The organism is Sphingobacterium sp. UBA7625, from assembly GCF_002484085.1.
GTDB classification, from domain to species: domain Bacteria; phylum Bacteroidota; class Bacteroidia; order Sphingobacteriales; family Sphingobacteriaceae; genus Sphingobacterium; species Sphingobacterium athyrii.
The window spans coordinates 18,062-32,879 of record NZ_DLJD01000051.1 but is presented as its reverse complement, the minus strand read 5'-3'; the positions used below and the strand labels follow the sequence as shown (position 1 = coordinate 32,879).

The 14,818-nt window shown below is 41.7% G+C and carries 15 protein-coding genes; all 15 read right to left on the bottom strand.

Annotated elements, in window-relative coordinates:
• Nucleotides 1–19: 19 nt before the first annotated feature.
• Nucleotides 20–1,396 carry an NADH-quinone oxidoreductase subunit N gene (locus B4G94_RS20365; RefSeq protein ID WP_286861499.1) on the bottom strand — a complete coding sequence of 459 codons (1,377 nt, stop codon included), beginning with the start codon at nucleotides 1,394–1,396 and terminating at the stop codon, nucleotides 20–22.
• A gap of 18 nt (nucleotides 1,397–1,414) precedes the next feature.
• Nucleotides 1,415–2,857 carry a complex I subunit 4 family protein gene (locus B4G94_RS20360; protein WP_108634606.1) on the bottom strand — a complete coding sequence of 481 codons (1,443 nt, stop codon included), beginning with the start codon at nucleotides 2,855–2,857 and terminating at the stop codon, nucleotides 1,415–1,417.
• Between the two features lie 15 nt (nucleotides 2,858–2,872).
• The gene (gene nuoL / locus B4G94_RS20355) at nucleotides 2,873–4,795 is read right to left on the bottom strand and encodes an NADH-quinone oxidoreductase subunit L (RefSeq protein WP_286861496.1); all 1,923 of its coding nucleotides are present in this window, start codon (nucleotides 4,793–4,795) and stop codon (nucleotides 2,873–2,875) included.
• A 19-nt stretch (nucleotides 4,796–4,814) separates the two neighbouring features.
• A complete protein-coding gene (gene nuoK, locus B4G94_RS20350; protein ID WP_108634604.1) occupies nucleotides 4,815–5,144 on the bottom strand; it encodes an NADH-quinone oxidoreductase subunit NuoK in 330 nt (109 codons plus the stop codon).
• Nucleotides 5,144–5,641 (bottom strand): NADH-quinone oxidoreductase subunit J, encoded by a 498-nt coding sequence (locus B4G94_RS20345; RefSeq protein ID WP_108634603.1) that lies wholly within the window; start codon nucleotides 5,639–5,641, stop codon nucleotides 5,144–5,146. The genes nuoK and B4G94_RS20345 overlap by 1 nt, the downstream gene beginning before the upstream one ends.
• 11 nt (nucleotides 5,642–5,652) lie before the next feature.
• Nucleotides 5,653–6,162: a NuoI/complex I 23 kDa subunit family protein gene (locus B4G94_RS20340; RefSeq protein ID WP_108634602.1), complete on the bottom strand. Its 510-nt coding sequence runs from the start codon at nucleotides 6,160–6,162 to the stop codon at nucleotides 5,653–5,655.
• A 15-nt stretch (nucleotides 6,163–6,177) separates the two neighbouring features.
• Nucleotides 6,178–7,221, bottom strand: a complete 1,044-nt coding sequence (gene nuoH / locus B4G94_RS20335) for an NADH-quinone oxidoreductase subunit NuoH (protein ID WP_108634601.1) — start codon at nucleotides 7,219–7,221, stop codon at nucleotides 6,178–6,180.
• Nucleotides 7,222–7,230: 9 nt separating this feature from the next.
• Nucleotides 7,231–8,250 carry a 2Fe-2S iron-sulfur cluster-binding protein gene (locus B4G94_RS20330; RefSeq protein WP_104383488.1) on the bottom strand — a complete coding sequence of 340 codons (1,020 nt, stop codon included), beginning with the start codon at nucleotides 8,248–8,250 and terminating at the stop codon, nucleotides 7,231–7,233.
• Nucleotides 8,251–8,280: 30 nt separating this feature from the next.
• Nucleotides 8,281–9,636, bottom strand: a complete 1,356-nt coding sequence (gene nuoF / locus B4G94_RS20325) for an NADH-quinone oxidoreductase subunit NuoF (RefSeq protein WP_286861490.1) — start codon at nucleotides 9,634–9,636, stop codon at nucleotides 8,281–8,283.
• A 1-nt stretch (nucleotide 9,637) separates the two neighbouring features.
• Complete coding sequence (gene nuoE / locus B4G94_RS20320; protein ID WP_286861487.1) at nucleotides 9,638–10,159, bottom strand: complex I 24 kDa subunit family protein; 522 nt, start codon at nucleotides 10,157–10,159, stop codon at nucleotides 9,638–9,640.
• Entirely contained in the window at nucleotides 10,152–11,387 is a 1,236-nt protein-coding gene (locus tag B4G94_RS20315; RefSeq protein WP_181390567.1) for an NADH-quinone oxidoreductase subunit D, read from the bottom strand. Before B4G94_RS20315 ends, nuoE begins: the two co-directional genes overlap by 8 nt.
• Nucleotides 11,388–11,397: 10 nt before the next feature.
• The gene (locus B4G94_RS20310) at nucleotides 11,398–11,892 is read right to left on the bottom strand and encodes an NADH-quinone oxidoreductase subunit C (RefSeq protein ID WP_108634598.1); all 495 of its coding nucleotides are present in this window, start codon (nucleotides 11,890–11,892) and stop codon (nucleotides 11,398–11,400) included.
• A 3-nt stretch (nucleotides 11,893–11,895) separates the two neighbouring features.
• Nucleotides 11,896–12,447, bottom strand: a complete 552-nt coding sequence (locus B4G94_RS20305; RefSeq protein WP_104383484.1) for an NADH-quinone oxidoreductase subunit B — start codon at nucleotides 12,445–12,447, stop codon at nucleotides 11,896–11,898.
• Nucleotides 12,448–12,509: 62 nt separating this feature from the next.
• Nucleotides 12,510–12,884: an NADH-quinone oxidoreductase subunit A gene (locus B4G94_RS20300; RefSeq protein WP_108634597.1), complete on the bottom strand. Its 375-nt coding sequence runs from the start codon at nucleotides 12,882–12,884 to the stop codon at nucleotides 12,510–12,512.
• 119 nt (nucleotides 12,885–13,003) lie between these two features.
• Nucleotides 13,004–14,809, bottom strand: coding sequence for a tetratricopeptide repeat protein (locus B4G94_RS20295; RefSeq protein WP_286861482.1), 1,806 nt, complete (start codon nucleotides 14,807–14,809; stop codon nucleotides 13,004–13,006).
• Nucleotides 14,810–14,818 lie beyond the last annotated feature (9 nt).

The window sequence follows — 14,818 nt, the reverse complement described above, 5'->3', positions numbered from 1 at the left end:
AAGTATTTTAACAGAAATTTTATATTAACTTTAAAAGGCAGTCTGGATATACGCCGATAAGGATGGTCAATCCAACCGCAAGCAATAGAATGAATGAATAATTCCATTGCACATTTACACAGGATTCTTCGCTGTCTCTAAAATACATCGCAACCACTACTTTCAAATAATAATAGACTGCGATAGCGGCATTGATAACCGCTAATACCAACAACACAATATGGTAGTTCTCCATGACTGATGAGAACATCATAAACTTACCAATAAACCCTGCGGTTAATGGAATACCTGCAAGTGAAAGCATGGCTACAGTGATTGCAAATGCCAACATTGGATTTCGTTTTCCTAATCCGTTAAATGCTTCAAAATGCTCTGATCCCGTTGTCTTCTTGACAAGGATCAACCCAGTAAACGCAACAATTGTCGCAAGTGAATACGCTAGCCCATAAGCGAAAATACTATTGGCTGAAGTAGCCCCGACCGCTATAATGGCGAACAGCATGTAACCTGCGTGAGAAATACTGGAGTACGCCAGCATACGCTTGAAAGAAGATTGCATGACAGCGGAAATATTTCCGACAAACAAGGTAATAATCGCGATGATCAGGAATACTGGTGTCCAAAAATCTTGTAAAGGAAGTAAACTGTAGCTAAACAACCGTAATAATCCCGCAAAAGAAGCCACTTTGACGACAGTACTCATATAACTTGTGATCAGGATAGGCGCTCCATCATAGACATCCGGTGTCCAAAAGTGAAATGGTGCCGCACCAACTTTAAAGGTGAGACCAACAATCAGCAATAAGATACCACCGTAAAATAAAGGTGAGATCGTATTGGGGTTGCTTACAACATATGCTTTTATCTCCTCCAAATCAAATGAACCTGTCGCTCCATACAATAAAGCGATCCCAAATAACAAAAATCCGGTGGAAAATGCCCCCATCAAAAAGTATTTCAGTGCCGCCTCATTTGACGCTTTATCCCGTTTACGGATACCTACCAAAATATAAAGTGCGACAGACATGATTTCAATACCCAAAAAGAGCATGGAAAAATTATGATAGCTGCTTACCAGAACAGCTCCTGTCAATGAAAATATCAATAATGAATAATATTCCGCCACTTGCCCACCTTCATCAAAATAGCCCTTTGAGATAATAAATATACACAACGTAACAGCAATACATAAGACCGAAAAAGCAATCGCATAATGATCAAAATGGACCATCCCGCTAAAAAGTGGTCCCTTGTCAATTGTCCAGTCGTTCAACAAGAAACCAATGGCAACCAAGAATCCAAGGATAGAAACAGGTAGAAGCAGTGTTTTTGCCTTGAACAAACCAAGATAAAGAACAACTAATGCTAATATTGAAAGTGTAATTATAGCTCCCATACAATTTGATATATCTATTTATCTGCCTAAAAATGTACTTAAAACTTCCACAGAACCCGCAGAAAGATTCAATAGGAAATTCGGGAATATACCGATATAGAGAATCAACAAAGAGATCAAACCCAATACAAGGATCTCTCGTCCTTTTACATCCTCAAACTGTATCGTCCTGTCCGTTGTTTCTCCCAACATCGTCTGCTGATAAAGACGAAGCATATACACAGCCCCTAATATCAGCGTTAATCCGGCAAAAACTGCAAACCAGAATCCATATTGAAATACACCTTTCAACAGCAGAAACTCACCAATAAAACCATTTGTTAATGGCAATCCCACAGCGCCCATACAGATAATCATGAAAAATATGGCCAGTTTTGGCGCTTTGCTTGCTATTCCGCCAAGCTCAGACAGGCGTCGTGTCTGTGTACGCTGCTGTACAATATCCAGCACATAAAAAAGACCGACAACTGAAATACCATGATTTAACATTTGTATCGTCGCCCCACTTAGGCCATTCGTATTCCAAGAGAAAACCCCCGCACTGATCAGCCCAACGTGTGCAATAGAGGAATAGGCGATCAACCGCTTGGCGTCATCCTGTTTTATGGCAATGATAGAAGCATACACAATTCCGATGACACATAGGATCATTGCAAATTGTCCATACAATGCTACTCCCGTAGGAACCACCGGCAATAGCCAGCGCATCAAACCATATACCCCCATTTTCAGCATAATACCAGCTAATAACATCGTGCCTGCCGCCGGAGCATTTGTGTAGGTATTGGGTTGCCAGGTATGAAATGGAAAAATGGGAATCTTAATCGCAAACGCAATAAAAAATGCCCAAAATAACCAACGCTGTGTATTATCTTCCAACTCCAACGCGATAAAGGAAGTCCACTCAAAATCATGGTTAGGCACTTGCTGATAGAGATAAAGAATCCCGATCAACATCAGAAGGCTTCCCAGAAAGGTATAAATGAAAAACTTTAGATTAACCCGGATACGGTCACCTTCGCCCCAAAGCGCGCAGATAAAATAAATCGGAATCAACGCGATCTCCCAACCAACATAAAATGTAAAAGCATCCAATGCCATAAATACAAGCAGTAATCCCGCCTGCATAAATGCCATCAAGGCATAAAAATTACCTTTATAGTTTTTAGCAAAAGTAGTTGCAATAATAAAGGGCATCAATCCATTGGTCAACAAGATCAACGGTAAACTAATCCCATCTATCCCGAGGTGAAAATGAATATGTAATGCCGAAATCCACGCCCAATTTTTTTCAAATTGCATTCCGCCATTTGGGTCAAATTGACACAGGAACGGAATAGTCAATGCCAGCGACACTAGTGATAAAATCAACGCGATTAACTTTGCGGCATTAGTCTTTAATAGCGCTAAAATCAATGCGCTTATTAACGGCAATAAAATAAGTAGAAAAAGGTTATCCATCGATTATACTAAATATTAAAGACTCAAAAATCCATAAATGAAAATAGCAATCACTCCAATTACCATCATCAATAAATAAAAGCCAACATTTCCATTTTGCAACAGGCGGAGCACTTTTCCAGTATCAAATGTCGCTTTACCAGCGCCATTGACGATCCCGTCGATCCCACGTTGATCCACCACATTGCCAAAGAAACTCGACAGCCAGTTGATCGGACGTACAATAACCGCATCATATAGTTCATCCACATAAAATTTATGATAGGAAAGATTTGCCAGAAAACCACGCGGAACTTCATCTCCCTCAGGTGTCTGCTGACGTTTGACGTAAATATTGTAAGCAAGGGCAACCATAATGAGTACACCGACTACAGAAACCGCCATCAGCATATATTCGGTGCTATGCTCCAAATGATGTGCAGCAGGCACCAATGCCTTTCCTTCGGCAAATACCGGTGCCAGAAAATCTTCCAGCCAGTGGTTTCCACCTAGCGCTGCCGGTAAATTGATCGCTCCACCAACAACAGAAAGCACTGCTAATACCATTAAAGGGACAGTCATACTCTTGGGTGATTCATGCAGGTGATGTTTTTGATCGTCCGTGCCCCTGAACGTACCAGAGAACGTCATAAATAGCATTCTGAACATATAGAAAGCTGTCATTAACGCGCCCAAAAATCCGAGGCCCCATAAGAGTGGATTGGCTGCAAAAGCATGAGCTAATATCTCATCTTTGGAGAAAAATCCGGAAAACGGTGGAATACCCGCGATTGCAATCGTTCCAATAAGCATGGTCATATAAGTGATCGGCATTGCTTTCTTCAATCCACCCATTTTACGCATATCTTGTTCATCACTCATCCCATGAATCACTGATCCGGCACCGAGAAAGAGTAAAGCTTTAAAGAATGCATGGGTCAATACATGAAAGAATGCCCCTGTAAAAGCGCCTACACCAAGGCCGAGAAACATATAGCCCAATTGTGAAACTGTCGAATAAGCCAGTACTTTCTTAATATCATTTTGTGTTAATGCGATAGCTGCGGCCAGCAAGGCGGTACAAATTGCAATGATGGAAATCAGTTGTAGGGTAATCGGTGAAAGTACGAATAATACATTTGACCGTGCGATCATATAGATACCTGCTGTCACCATGGTCGCGGCGTGTATCAAGGCCGATACAGGAGTAGGGCCAGCCATAGCATCCGGTAGCCAAGTAAACAAGGGAATTTGTGCTGATTTACCCGTTGCGGCGATAAAGAGCAATATGGTGATGCTCACGACAGCGATGTCGCCTGCAGCAAAATTCTTCGCCCCCGCAAATACCGTAGAAAATTCGAGAGAACCAAAAGTTCCCAATATCAGAAATACCGCCAACAAGAATCCTAGATCACCAATTCTATTCATCACAAATGCTTTTTTCGCAGCATTTGCATACGAAGTGTTTTTATACCAAAATCCAATGAGCAGGTAAGAACAGAGGCCTACACCTTCCCAGCCAATAAACATGACCAGATAGTTAGCACCCAACACCAACAACAGCATGAAGAAGATAAATAGATTCAAGTAGGCGAAAAACTTACCAAATCCCTTATCGTGATGCATATACCCAATGGAATAAATATGGATCAAGAAACCAATACCAGTGACAATCAACAACATAATTGCACTTAATGGATCCACTAAAAAGGAAAGACTTATTTTGAGATTTCCTACAGAGATCCAGTCAAATACATGTTGTTCGATAATTCCTGCCTGGCCCGCCTGTCTTGATTGATATACTTCAGAAAAAAGGACGCAACTGCAGATAAAAGAAATAAGCACCACGGCACTGCCCAAAGCGCCGATCATACCTTTGGAAAATGCATTTCTGCCCAATCCATTCACTATAAACCCGATCAAGGGCAAAAGGGGAATCAACCAAATTAATTCACTCATCGTATTTATTTCTTAAGTTCTACCAACGAAGTTTATTTAAGGAATCGATATCCACAGACTTCGTATTCCGATATACCATAATAATAATAGCCAGGCCGACTGCGACTTCCGCAGCCGCAAGAGCCATAATGAAGAAGACAAACACCTGCCCTGATGAATCACCATGCTGCACCGAAAAAGCTGCTAACAGCAGGTTGACAGCGTTAAGCATTAATTCGATGGACATCATAATAATGATTACGTTACGACGGATAAGCACACCGACCACACCAATAGCAAAAATAATAGTGCAAAAAATCAAATAATGATTTATTGGTACGCCCTGCAACTGTTGAACAACTGTTTCCATTAGATTTGTTTAGGTTCTTTCTTAGCTAATAATATCGCTCCGATCATGGCTGTCAATAATAATAAAGAAGACAGCTCAAAAGGAAGCAAAAATTCGTTAAACAATACCTTGCCCAGATTTTTTACCAGTCCAATTTCTGGATTAACCACTGTCAAAGGGTTGGAGATCTCAAACACACGATACACTCCAAAAAAGGTGACCACTAAGCAGCAGCCTGCAATTACCCCCATAAATTTGACCAGATTGGACTTCATCGGTTCGGTATCCTTATTTAAATTGAGCAACATAAGTACAAATAAAAAGAGTACCATGATCGCCCCCATATAGACAATAAAATTGACCACAGCCAAAAACTGAGCATTCAATAAAATGTAATGCACTGTAAATGTGAAAAAGGTAATGACCAGATACAATACACTATGCACGGGGTTCTTCGTAAAGATGGTCATCAGCGCAAAGAAAATAGACAAGAAGGCTACTAAATAAAATACTGTCATAATTTCTTGAATTAGCTCTTTAATTTGGTAATATCAAAGGTCGGCTCGACCAGCTTATCCTTCCCATAGATAAAATCCTTACGTAAGTAATCTGCTGTCACATGTGGGCCGTCCAAATAAATGGCCTCTTTTGGACAGGCTTCTTCACAAAGACCACAGAAAATACAACGTAACATGTTAATTTCATAAACCGACGCATACTTCTCTTCACGATAGAGGTGTTCTTCACCCTTTTTACGTTCAGCAGCAGTCATTGTAATTGCTTCCGCAGGACATGACAACGCACATAATCCGCATGCTGTACAGCGCTCGCGTCCCTCCTCATCCCGCTTTAACGAATGTTGTCCCCTAAAATTCTTCGAATAAGGTCTTATTTCCTCAGGATATTTGACAGTGGGGATTTTCTTAAAAAAATGTCTCAATGTAATCCGCAACCCCCTGACAATTGCCGGAAAATAAATTTTTTCCGAAAAGGTCATTGGTTTTTGTTCGATTACTTTCTTACGATTGCTTAGTTGCATAAAAATCCTTTCTTATTATGATGAGAAATAAGTATCTTTTATCAATGTGAATACCCCTGTAAGTACAATATTGGCAATGGCCAGTGGAATCAGCATCTTCCAGCCCAGATTCATCAATTGATCATAACGGAACCGTGGCAAAGTCCAACGTACCCACATAAAGAAAAAGATAAATCCAAATATTTTCAGGAAGAATACAATGACACCAATAACTGTGATCCAATTTGCAGACAGCCCAAGGTCATTCATAAAAGGGAAGTTATACCCTCCGAAATACAGTGACGCCATCAATGCCGAGGACACAAACATATTGATGTATTCCGAGAACATATAAAGGCCCAATTTCATCGAAGAATACTCTGTATGATAACCGCCGACCAATTCCGTTTCACATTCCGGTAAATCAAATGGAACACGGTTACACTCTGCAAATGCGCAGACCATAAAAATAATAAATCCGAGGGGCTGTGCCCAGATATTCCAATTGACAAAACCCGATTGTTGGGCTACAATTTCTTTAAGCGAGAGACTTTGCGTCACCATCAACAATGCGATAATGGAAAGTCCCATGGCAATTTCATAACTGATACTTTGTGATGCCGCACGAATCGCGCCCATTAACGAAAATTTATTATTGGACGCCCATCCGCCCAGCATGATGCCATATACGCCCAATGCGATGACCCCAAACATGTACAATATACCAACATTGACATCTGCCACCTGCAGTGAGACCATACGATCGCCAATCTGTAATTCCTGTCCCCAAGGGATAACTGCCGAACTGATACAGGCCGTAATGATTGCAATGGTCGGCCCGACAATAAAGAGCACCTTATGTGCACCGGCAGGAATAATCTCTTCCTTAAAGAAGAACTTTCCACCATCGCACAATGGCTGTAGGAGACCAAATATACCAGCCCGATCCGGACCATAGCGATCCTGCATAAAACCTGCTATTTTACGCTCGGCAAGTGTTGAGTACATCGCAATTACCAACGTAATGACGAAGATCACAGACACCAATATTAATTTTTCTATAACAAAAGACCACTCCATGATTTGTGCTTATTTCAATTTTTCAGTTCTAGCCAGCTGTTCGCGATTTTGCTGCTGAAGTATCGGATTTTCCTTCACCACTTTTGGCGGATTAAATAGTTCATAATGATTGGCAGAAATAACAGACTGTGGATCAATTTCTGTCGGTTCATCCAAGATCCAATCGCTTGTTTTTTTCTGGTCAAAACGACAGGTATTACAAATAAATTCTTCCACCTCGCCAAATTCATCTTTCCGCGCCGTCACCCGAATAACTTCTTCGCCCTTGTACCATAATGTCACTTTGCCCGAACAAGTTGGACAATCACGATGTGCATCTACCGGTTTTGTAAACCAGACCCGATTTTTGAATCGGAAAGTTTTATCGGTCAACGCACCAACCGGACAGACATCAATCACGTTTCCCGAAAAATCATTGTCAATGATATTTTCGATATAAGTAGATATCTCCGAATGATCCCCACGGCCCAAAATACCATGTACGCGTTGATCTGTCAACTGGTTGGCCACATAAACACAACGATAGCATAAGATACAGCGGTTCATATGCAATTGGATTTTGTCACCCAGATCAATTTGTTCAAATGTTCGGCGATCAAACTCATAGCGTGTATCGGCGCTGCCATGTTCATATCCTAGATCTTGTAACTTACATTCTCCGGCTTGGTCGCAAATCGGACAATCCAGCGGATGATTGATCAAAAGAATCTCAACGACGCCCTTTCTGGCCTCGACTACCTCCGGCGAAGTAATATTTTGTACTTCCATGCCATCCATAACAGTCGTTCGACAGGAGGCCACGAGTTTTGGCATCGGCCGAGGATCCTTCTCAGAGCCTTTCGAGACCTTAACTAAACAAGTACGACACTTCCCACCACTCCCTTCCAGTTTAGAGTAATAGCACATAGCCGGTGGAACGATGTCCCCACCAATTTGCCTTGCAGCATTCAATATGGTTGTCCCCGGCGCGACCTCTACTGGTATACCGTCGATTGTGACCTTAAACTTTACATCTTCCGCTTCTGCCATGATAGTTATAATTTATCGTTACAGCTTTTATTATGATACAATTGGTTGTAGTGGATCCGCATAATGCGCCAATCCATAATTTCTTGTTTGTGACTCCTCCGGATGTAGTATATGCCATTCAAATTCATCCCTAAAGTGTCTGATCGCTGCAGCTACGGGCCAAGCCGCCGCGTCACCCAATGGGCAGATTGTATTTCCCTCGATCTTACGCTGTACGTCCCAAAGCAAGTCAATATCGGACATAGAGCCATGTCCACTTTCAATTTTATGCAACACTTTTTCCATCCATCCGGTTCCTTCACGGCAGGGCGAACATTGTCCGCAGCTTTCATGGTGATAGAACCGGGCAAAGTTCCAGGTATTACGAACAACACATTGGTCCTCGTCAAATACGATGAAACCACCCGAGCCAAGCATGGTCCCTGTTTGAAAACCACCGTCGGACAAGGATTCATAAGTCATCAAACGGCTATTTCCAGCAGCTGTCTTCAGGATAAGGTTTGCTGGCAGAATGGGGACTGATGAACCACCGGCCACAACAGCCTTCATCCGCTTCCCATTAGCGATACCTCCACAGTATTCATCCGAATAGATAAATTCTTCTACCGATAGCCCCAGTTCAATTTCATAGACACCAGGTTTAACGATATTACCACTGGCTGAAATCAATTTAGTCCCTGTACTACGCTCGACACCGATCTTTGCGTACTCTTCTCCGCCCAAGTTAATAATGGGAACGGTTGCCGCAATAGACTCTACGTTATTCACTACTGTCGGACAGTTATATAATCCGGCTATAGCGGGGAACGGAGGTTTGATACGAGGGTTGCCCCGTTTTCCTTCCAAAGACTCCAATAATGCAGTTTCCTCGCCACAGATATATGCACCACCACCCGGTTGGACATAAATCTCCAGATCATAGCCAGAGCCCAATATATTCTTACCTAAAAATCCTTTCTCCTTTGCTTCAGCAATGGCACGTTCCAAGATTCTGATCTGCGGCATCATTTCACCGCGCACATAGATATAAGATGTATTTGCGCCAAGGGCAAAACTGGACACAATCATCCCCTCGATCAATGCGTGTGGAATATGTGTCATCAAATAACGGTCCTTAAATGTACCCGGTTCGGACTCATCCGCATTACAGACCAAATAACGCGGTACTCCCTCTGGCTTAGCCAGAAAAGACCATTTCATTCCTGTCGGAAAGCCTGCGCCACCTCTACCACGTAGTCCAGATTTTTTCACCTCCTCAACCACATCTTCGGGAGACATTGTTTTTATTACTTTTTCAACAGCAACATAGCCCCCTTTTTGACGATAAACCTCAAAGGTATTGATGCCGGGAACATCGATATGTGTCAACAAAAGTTTACGTGCCATATTATTCTGTTTTAGCTTTTAAATTATCAATCAATTCGTCCACCTTAGCTTCATCCAAATTCTCATAAAAGGTATATTCCGGCCCGATCTGTAGAACGGGACCAAATCCGCAGGCAGCAAGGCATTCCACACCACGCCAAGAGAAAAGCCCATCCGCCGTTACTTCACCTTCTCTTACACCAAGCTTTTGCTCCAAATGTCCCATGATCCGCTCTGCGCCAACTAAACAACAAGGGCCGGTACGGCAGATCTCCAGGACATATTTACCTTTGGGTTCCAGCAGAAACATCGTATAGAAAGTTGCAACTTCATAGACTTCAATAGGTAAAATATGGAGATAAACAGCTACTTGATCCATTGCATCGGCGCTAACCCAACCAAATTCAGCTTGGACCAAATGCAAAATGGGTAATAGACCTGATTTTTGCTTCCCTTCCGGATAACGGCTCACTACTTCGCCAAACTTTGCCAATAGTTCTGGGGAAAACGTTACATTTTCATTATGTTGTTTTACACTAAGCATCTAATTCTCCTGCTATAACGTTAAGACTACTCATATTTAAAATCGCATCAGAAATCAACATACCTGCGCTCATTGGAGCAAACATTTGATAATTGACAAAAGAAGGTCGTCTAAAGTGAAGACGGTAGGGCGAACGTCCGCCATCATGAATCAAATAAAATCCCAGTTCGCCGTTTGCTCCCTCTACCGAATGATATACTTCAGCTTTAGGTGTGTCTACCTCACCCATGACGATTTTAAAGTGATATATCAGCGCTTCCATGTTGGTATAAACCTGTTCTTTCGGTGGCAGATAAAAATCGGGCACCTCTGCATGAAACACACCTTTAGGTTCTTTCTCTATTTTTTCCAACGCTTGCTCAATGATGCGAAGTGATTGCCACATTTCCTCGTTCCGGACCATAAATCGGTCATATACATCCCCCGTTGCTCCGACAGGCACATCAAAATCAAACTCTTCATACGAACAGTAGGGGTTTTGTACCCGAATATCATAGTCTACACCTGTCGCCCTTAGGATAGGTCCGGACCAACCGTAATCCAATGCCTCCTCTGGAGTAACGGCAGCGACACCCGAAGTTCGTTCTATAAAAATCCGGTTACGCACAAACATTTCCTCAAACTCTTTCAATACCGGGGGATAGCGTTTCAAAAATTCACGGATTTTCTCAAAGGCAACAGCATTGAAATCACGTTCAAATCCGCCAATACGACCAATATTTGTCGTCAGCCGCGCGCCACAGATTTCTTCGAAGATCTCATAGATAAATTCACGTTCCTGCATCACATACAAGAAACCAGAAAAAGCCCCTGTATCGACACCCAAAATTCCATTGCAAATGATATGGTCAGCTATACGAGCAAGCTCCATCACAATGACCCGCATATATTGCACGCGCTTTGGAATTTCGATTTCCAACAGTTTTTCAACCGTCATGTGCCAGCCCATATTGTTAATGGGTGCTGAACAATAATTTAAACGATCCGTGAGTGGAGTGATCTGATAAAAGGGTCTATGTTCAGCAATTTTTTCAAAAGCACGATGAATATAGCCTATAGTGGAAACACCACTGACGATACGCTCTCCATCTATCTGCACCACATTCTGGAATACCCCATGTGTAGCAGGGTGCGTAGGGCCAATATTCAGGGTGATTAGCTCATCCTGTGGATCATTATCCTCGAAAACTGGCTGATTAGATGTTATCTTGCTTATAAACTCGCTCATATCATATAAATTAACGGCCGAAATACAAATCTTTCTTATCTACTCGATTTGGATCTTCCAAAGGATATTCCTTTCGCATCGGAAACACATCCATATCGTCAACATTCAGGATTCTTCTCAAATCCGGATGTCCTATAAAATTTACACCAAAAAAATCATACGTCTCACGCTCCATCCAATTCGCCCCTTTCCAAACAACCGTAGCTGTTGGTATTTCCGGATTTGGACCATATAAAAACACTTTTACTCGTATACGGATATTGTGAATCAAACTATGAATGTGATAGACAACAGCAAACTCTTTCTCCAGATGCGGATAATGTACCGCAGTAATATCTGTTAAATGAATAAACTGTAATTCATTGTCCAACTTCAGAAAGCGCAGCACAGCGGTGATATCTTCGACATCCACAAGAATGGTCAATAAATGATGCGCATCTGGAATTTCTACAATCTTTGCCGGAAAATTTCCTTGGAGTTTCTCCAATAAAAAACTGTTCTCCATCCTTTATTTATTTGTATGTATACCGTATTTTTCTAATAGCGCCCTATATTCGGGTGTATTTCGCCTATTTAAGGACTCATTTTTAACGATATCCTGTAAGCGCAATACACCATCCAAAATAGCCTCGGGCCGAGGAGGACAACCGGGCACATAAACGTCCACAGGAATAATCTCATCAATACCCTGTAACACAGAATAGGTATCAAAGATCCCGCCACTGGAAGCACAGGCCCCCACTGCAATCACCCAACGGGGCTCCGCCATCTGCACATAGACCTGTCTCAGGACAGGAGCCATCTTCTTTGCAATAGTTCCCATGACCAACAGCATATCTGCCTGGCGCGGAGAAAAGCTTGGCCGTTCTGCACCGAATCTAGCCAAATCGTAAGTAGAACCCATCGTAGCCATAAATTCGATACCACAGCAGGATGTGGCAAAAGGCAGGGGCCACAATGAGTTTGCACGTGCCAATCCGATCGCTTTATCCAAACTTGTCGCAAAGAATCCTGCGCCTTCTACTCCCGGAGGAGCTTCTGCCAATTTTATATCACTCATGAAAAGACGATTTATAAGGTTTAAGTACAATCGGCCCTTGTAGCCAATCGTTTCAGGACTGTTTAGTCCCAGTTCAAAGCTTTTTTCTTAATGACATAGATAAAGCCCAATAAGAGCAATCCCATGAAAATAAACATCTCGATCAAGCCCTGAAAGCCCATTTCTCTAAAATTGACGGCCCATGGATACATGAAAATAACCTCAACATCAAAAATGACAAACAGGATCGCGACCAGAAAATACTTAATTGAAAAAGGCTGCCGAGCATTTCCGACGACTTCTACACCGGACTCAAACGCCCCGAGCTTATTTTCCGTCCGGACTTTTGGCCCTATAAGATGTGTAATAATAATGGTACCTACCCCAAAACCTACGGCTACAATGAGCTGTATTAATATAGGTATGTAATCTATCGGCATACTATTGGCGTGCTCCATCTCAATCAAAATTTATATTGGTAACTGTCTTTAAATATAGAGATTCCATGACTAAAATCAAAACAAAAAAGGCGCAGATCGTACGATCTGCGCCTAATTTAGAATGATTTCAGTTAAGCTTATTTCAAAGCGTCTAAGTATCCTTTAACATCCTCGTTTGCAGGATCAATTTCCAATACTTTCTGGAAAGCTTGCTTTGCTTTCACTGTATCTTGCTTCAAATAATGAAAAAGACCAATGTAAGTATAACCATCTACCAAATACGCTTTATTTTTCTCTTGCGTACCTCTTTGATTAATTGTATCAATCAATTTTTGGAATGCAGCAACAAAATCTCCTTTTGGCTGCGCCATATCATCCGCTCCCAAAGCTGAAAATGCTTTATAATATAACGCATTCACTAAGTATTTATCTTGTGCCTCTTTATTATCGGTAGTTTCAATGATTGTAAGCTCCTTTTGAGCATTACCAAAATCAGCAATAGCTTGATTTCTTAAATCTTGATTAACATAGTTTCCTTCAGCATCTTTCGCTTGAGTATCTTTTTTGAAACCAATTTGGTAGCTACCCTCACCAGCGTAATAGTGCGAATCGAAGTAGTAAGGAGAATCTTTATACTCACCTACAAGTCCGAATAAAGATATTGCAGTTTGTAATTCTTGCTCTTGGTATTTCGCAAATGCCAATTCAGCAACTTCACCCAACAACTCTTTATCTCCTTCGATCGCTTTCTTAATGTTTGCAATACCTTTTTGGATATTTGCTGTGTTTTCCGGAGTCAAAACTGGAGCAGCCGCTACAGCCGTACTATCCGCACCAGCAGCCGGAGCAGCAGGTTTCGGACTGTTAGTAGCAATCTCAGCCATACCTAGGTACATATAATCTAGCGGGATCACACGGTCTTTCTCCATTTTGGAGAACATTTGGTTCAAATATTCCAATGCTTTTTGATAATCTTTCGATTTTTGAAAAGCGATATATCCCAAATAACGATAGATTTTTGGATCTATGGAAGGATTTTTAGCCAATTCTTCCGATACAGTTTTCAACTCGTCATATTGACGTGCATAAACCAAGAAATCGGCATAACGAATTTTTGCCTCCAACGTATTGTCACCCGCTACTTCCAAATATTTTTTGTATTGCTCAACACCTTTTTTGTTCAACTCAACATATTTTTCGTCTGTCGTTCCAGGCATTTTCGACCATTGGTAATACGTTTCAGCCAACTCGCGATAAGTCGGTGCATAAGTCGGTGTTTCAGCAACAATCGCTTCCAATTGAGTTACAGCCTCGTCATAGGCTTGTGCGCCACGAACGATAATTGCCTGACCAACTTTGGCTTTAACCGAATTTTGATCAATATCCATTGCGTCACCATAGCTGGTATACGCTAACGAACCTTCTCTCAATCCACGGTATGCATCACCTAAAGCTAAAGGAATGGCTATATCCTTGGTATTTTTTGCTTTCGCTTGTGTCAGATATTCCAAAGCTTTCGCATAGTCTGGCTCTGGCGTATTGATATATGCACGACCGATTTCCAATAATGGCTCGTAATCTTTTTTACCTAATTTTGCAGTTGCCAAAGCAAACTTGGATTCAGCACTAGCTTTATCCTTTTTCAGTAAGTCAACATAACCCAAACCTACGTTGTTAATTGTCGCTTTTGGATCATTAGTCAAACCTTGGTTGAAAATTGCAGCGGCAGAGTCTGCTCTGTCGTTTACCAAATAAACTTGACCCAAATAGAAATAATTATCTCCATTCTTAGGTTGCTTAGTCACTAATTGTTGAAGAATAGTTTTCGCTTTACCATAGTTTTCAGCCTCGATGGCTGCTCTAGCATCTTTCAAACTCTGTGCACTTACTGTGCCCACAGACCCAGCCAATAAAAGACTAAATAATAATTTACTGTTTGTCATAATCTATTT

Bases quoted from the DNA above. Each gene is read 5' to 3' on its own strand.
- B4G94_RS20340 (WP_108634602.1), bottom strand. From the start codon at position 6,162: ATGCAACTAAGCAATCGTAAGAAAGTAATCGAACAAAAACCAATGACC.
- nuoF (WP_286861490.1), bottom strand. From the start codon at position 9,636: ATGGCACGTAAACTTTTGTTGACACATATCGATGTTCCCGGCATCAAT.
- nuoH (WP_108634601.1), bottom strand. From the start codon at position 7,221: ATGGAGTGGTCTTTTGTTATAGAAAAATTAATATTGGTGTCTGTGATC.
- B4G94_RS20315 (WP_181390567.1), bottom strand. From the start codon at position 11,387: ATGAGCGAGTTTATAAGCAAGATAACATCTAATCAGCCAGTTTTCGAG.
- B4G94_RS20345 (WP_108634603.1), bottom strand. From the start codon at position 5,641: ATGACAGTATTTTATTTAGTAGCCTTCTTGTCTATTTTCTTTGCGCTG.
- nuoL (WP_286861496.1), bottom strand. From the start codon at position 4,795: ATGAGTGAATTAATTTGGTTGATTCCCCTTTTGCCCTTGATCGGGTTT.
- B4G94_RS20330 (WP_104383488.1), bottom strand. From the start codon at position 8,250: ATGGCAGAAGCGGAAGATGTAAAGTTTAAGGTCACAATCGACGGTATA.
- B4G94_RS20305 (WP_104383484.1), bottom strand. From the start codon at position 12,447: ATGAGTGATATAAAATTGGCAGAAGCTCCTCCGGGAGTAGAAGGCGCA.
- nuoK (WP_108634604.1), bottom strand. From the start codon at position 5,144: ATGGAAACAGTTGTTCAACAGTTGCAGGGCGTACCAATAAATCATTAT.
- B4G94_RS20300 (WP_108634597.1), bottom strand. From the start codon at position 12,884: ATGGAGCACGCCAATAGTATGCCGATAGATTACATACCTATATTAATA.
- nuoE (WP_286861487.1), bottom strand. From the start codon at position 10,159: ATGCTTAGTGTAAAACAACATAATGAAAATGTAACGTTTTCCCCAGAA.
- B4G94_RS20365 (WP_286861499.1), bottom strand. From the start codon at position 1,396: ATGGGAGCTATAATTACACTTTCAATATTAGCATTAGTTGTTCTTTAT.
- B4G94_RS20360 (WP_108634606.1), bottom strand. From the start codon at position 2,857: ATGGATAACCTTTTTCTACTTATTTTATTGCCGTTAATAAGCGCATTG.
- B4G94_RS20310 (WP_108634598.1), bottom strand. From the start codon at position 11,892: ATGGAGAACAGTTTTTTATTGGAGAAACTCCAAGGAAATTTTCCGGCA.
- B4G94_RS20295 (WP_286861482.1), bottom strand. From the start codon at position 14,809: ATGACAAACAGTAAATTATTATTTAGTCTTTTATTGGCTGGGTCTGTG.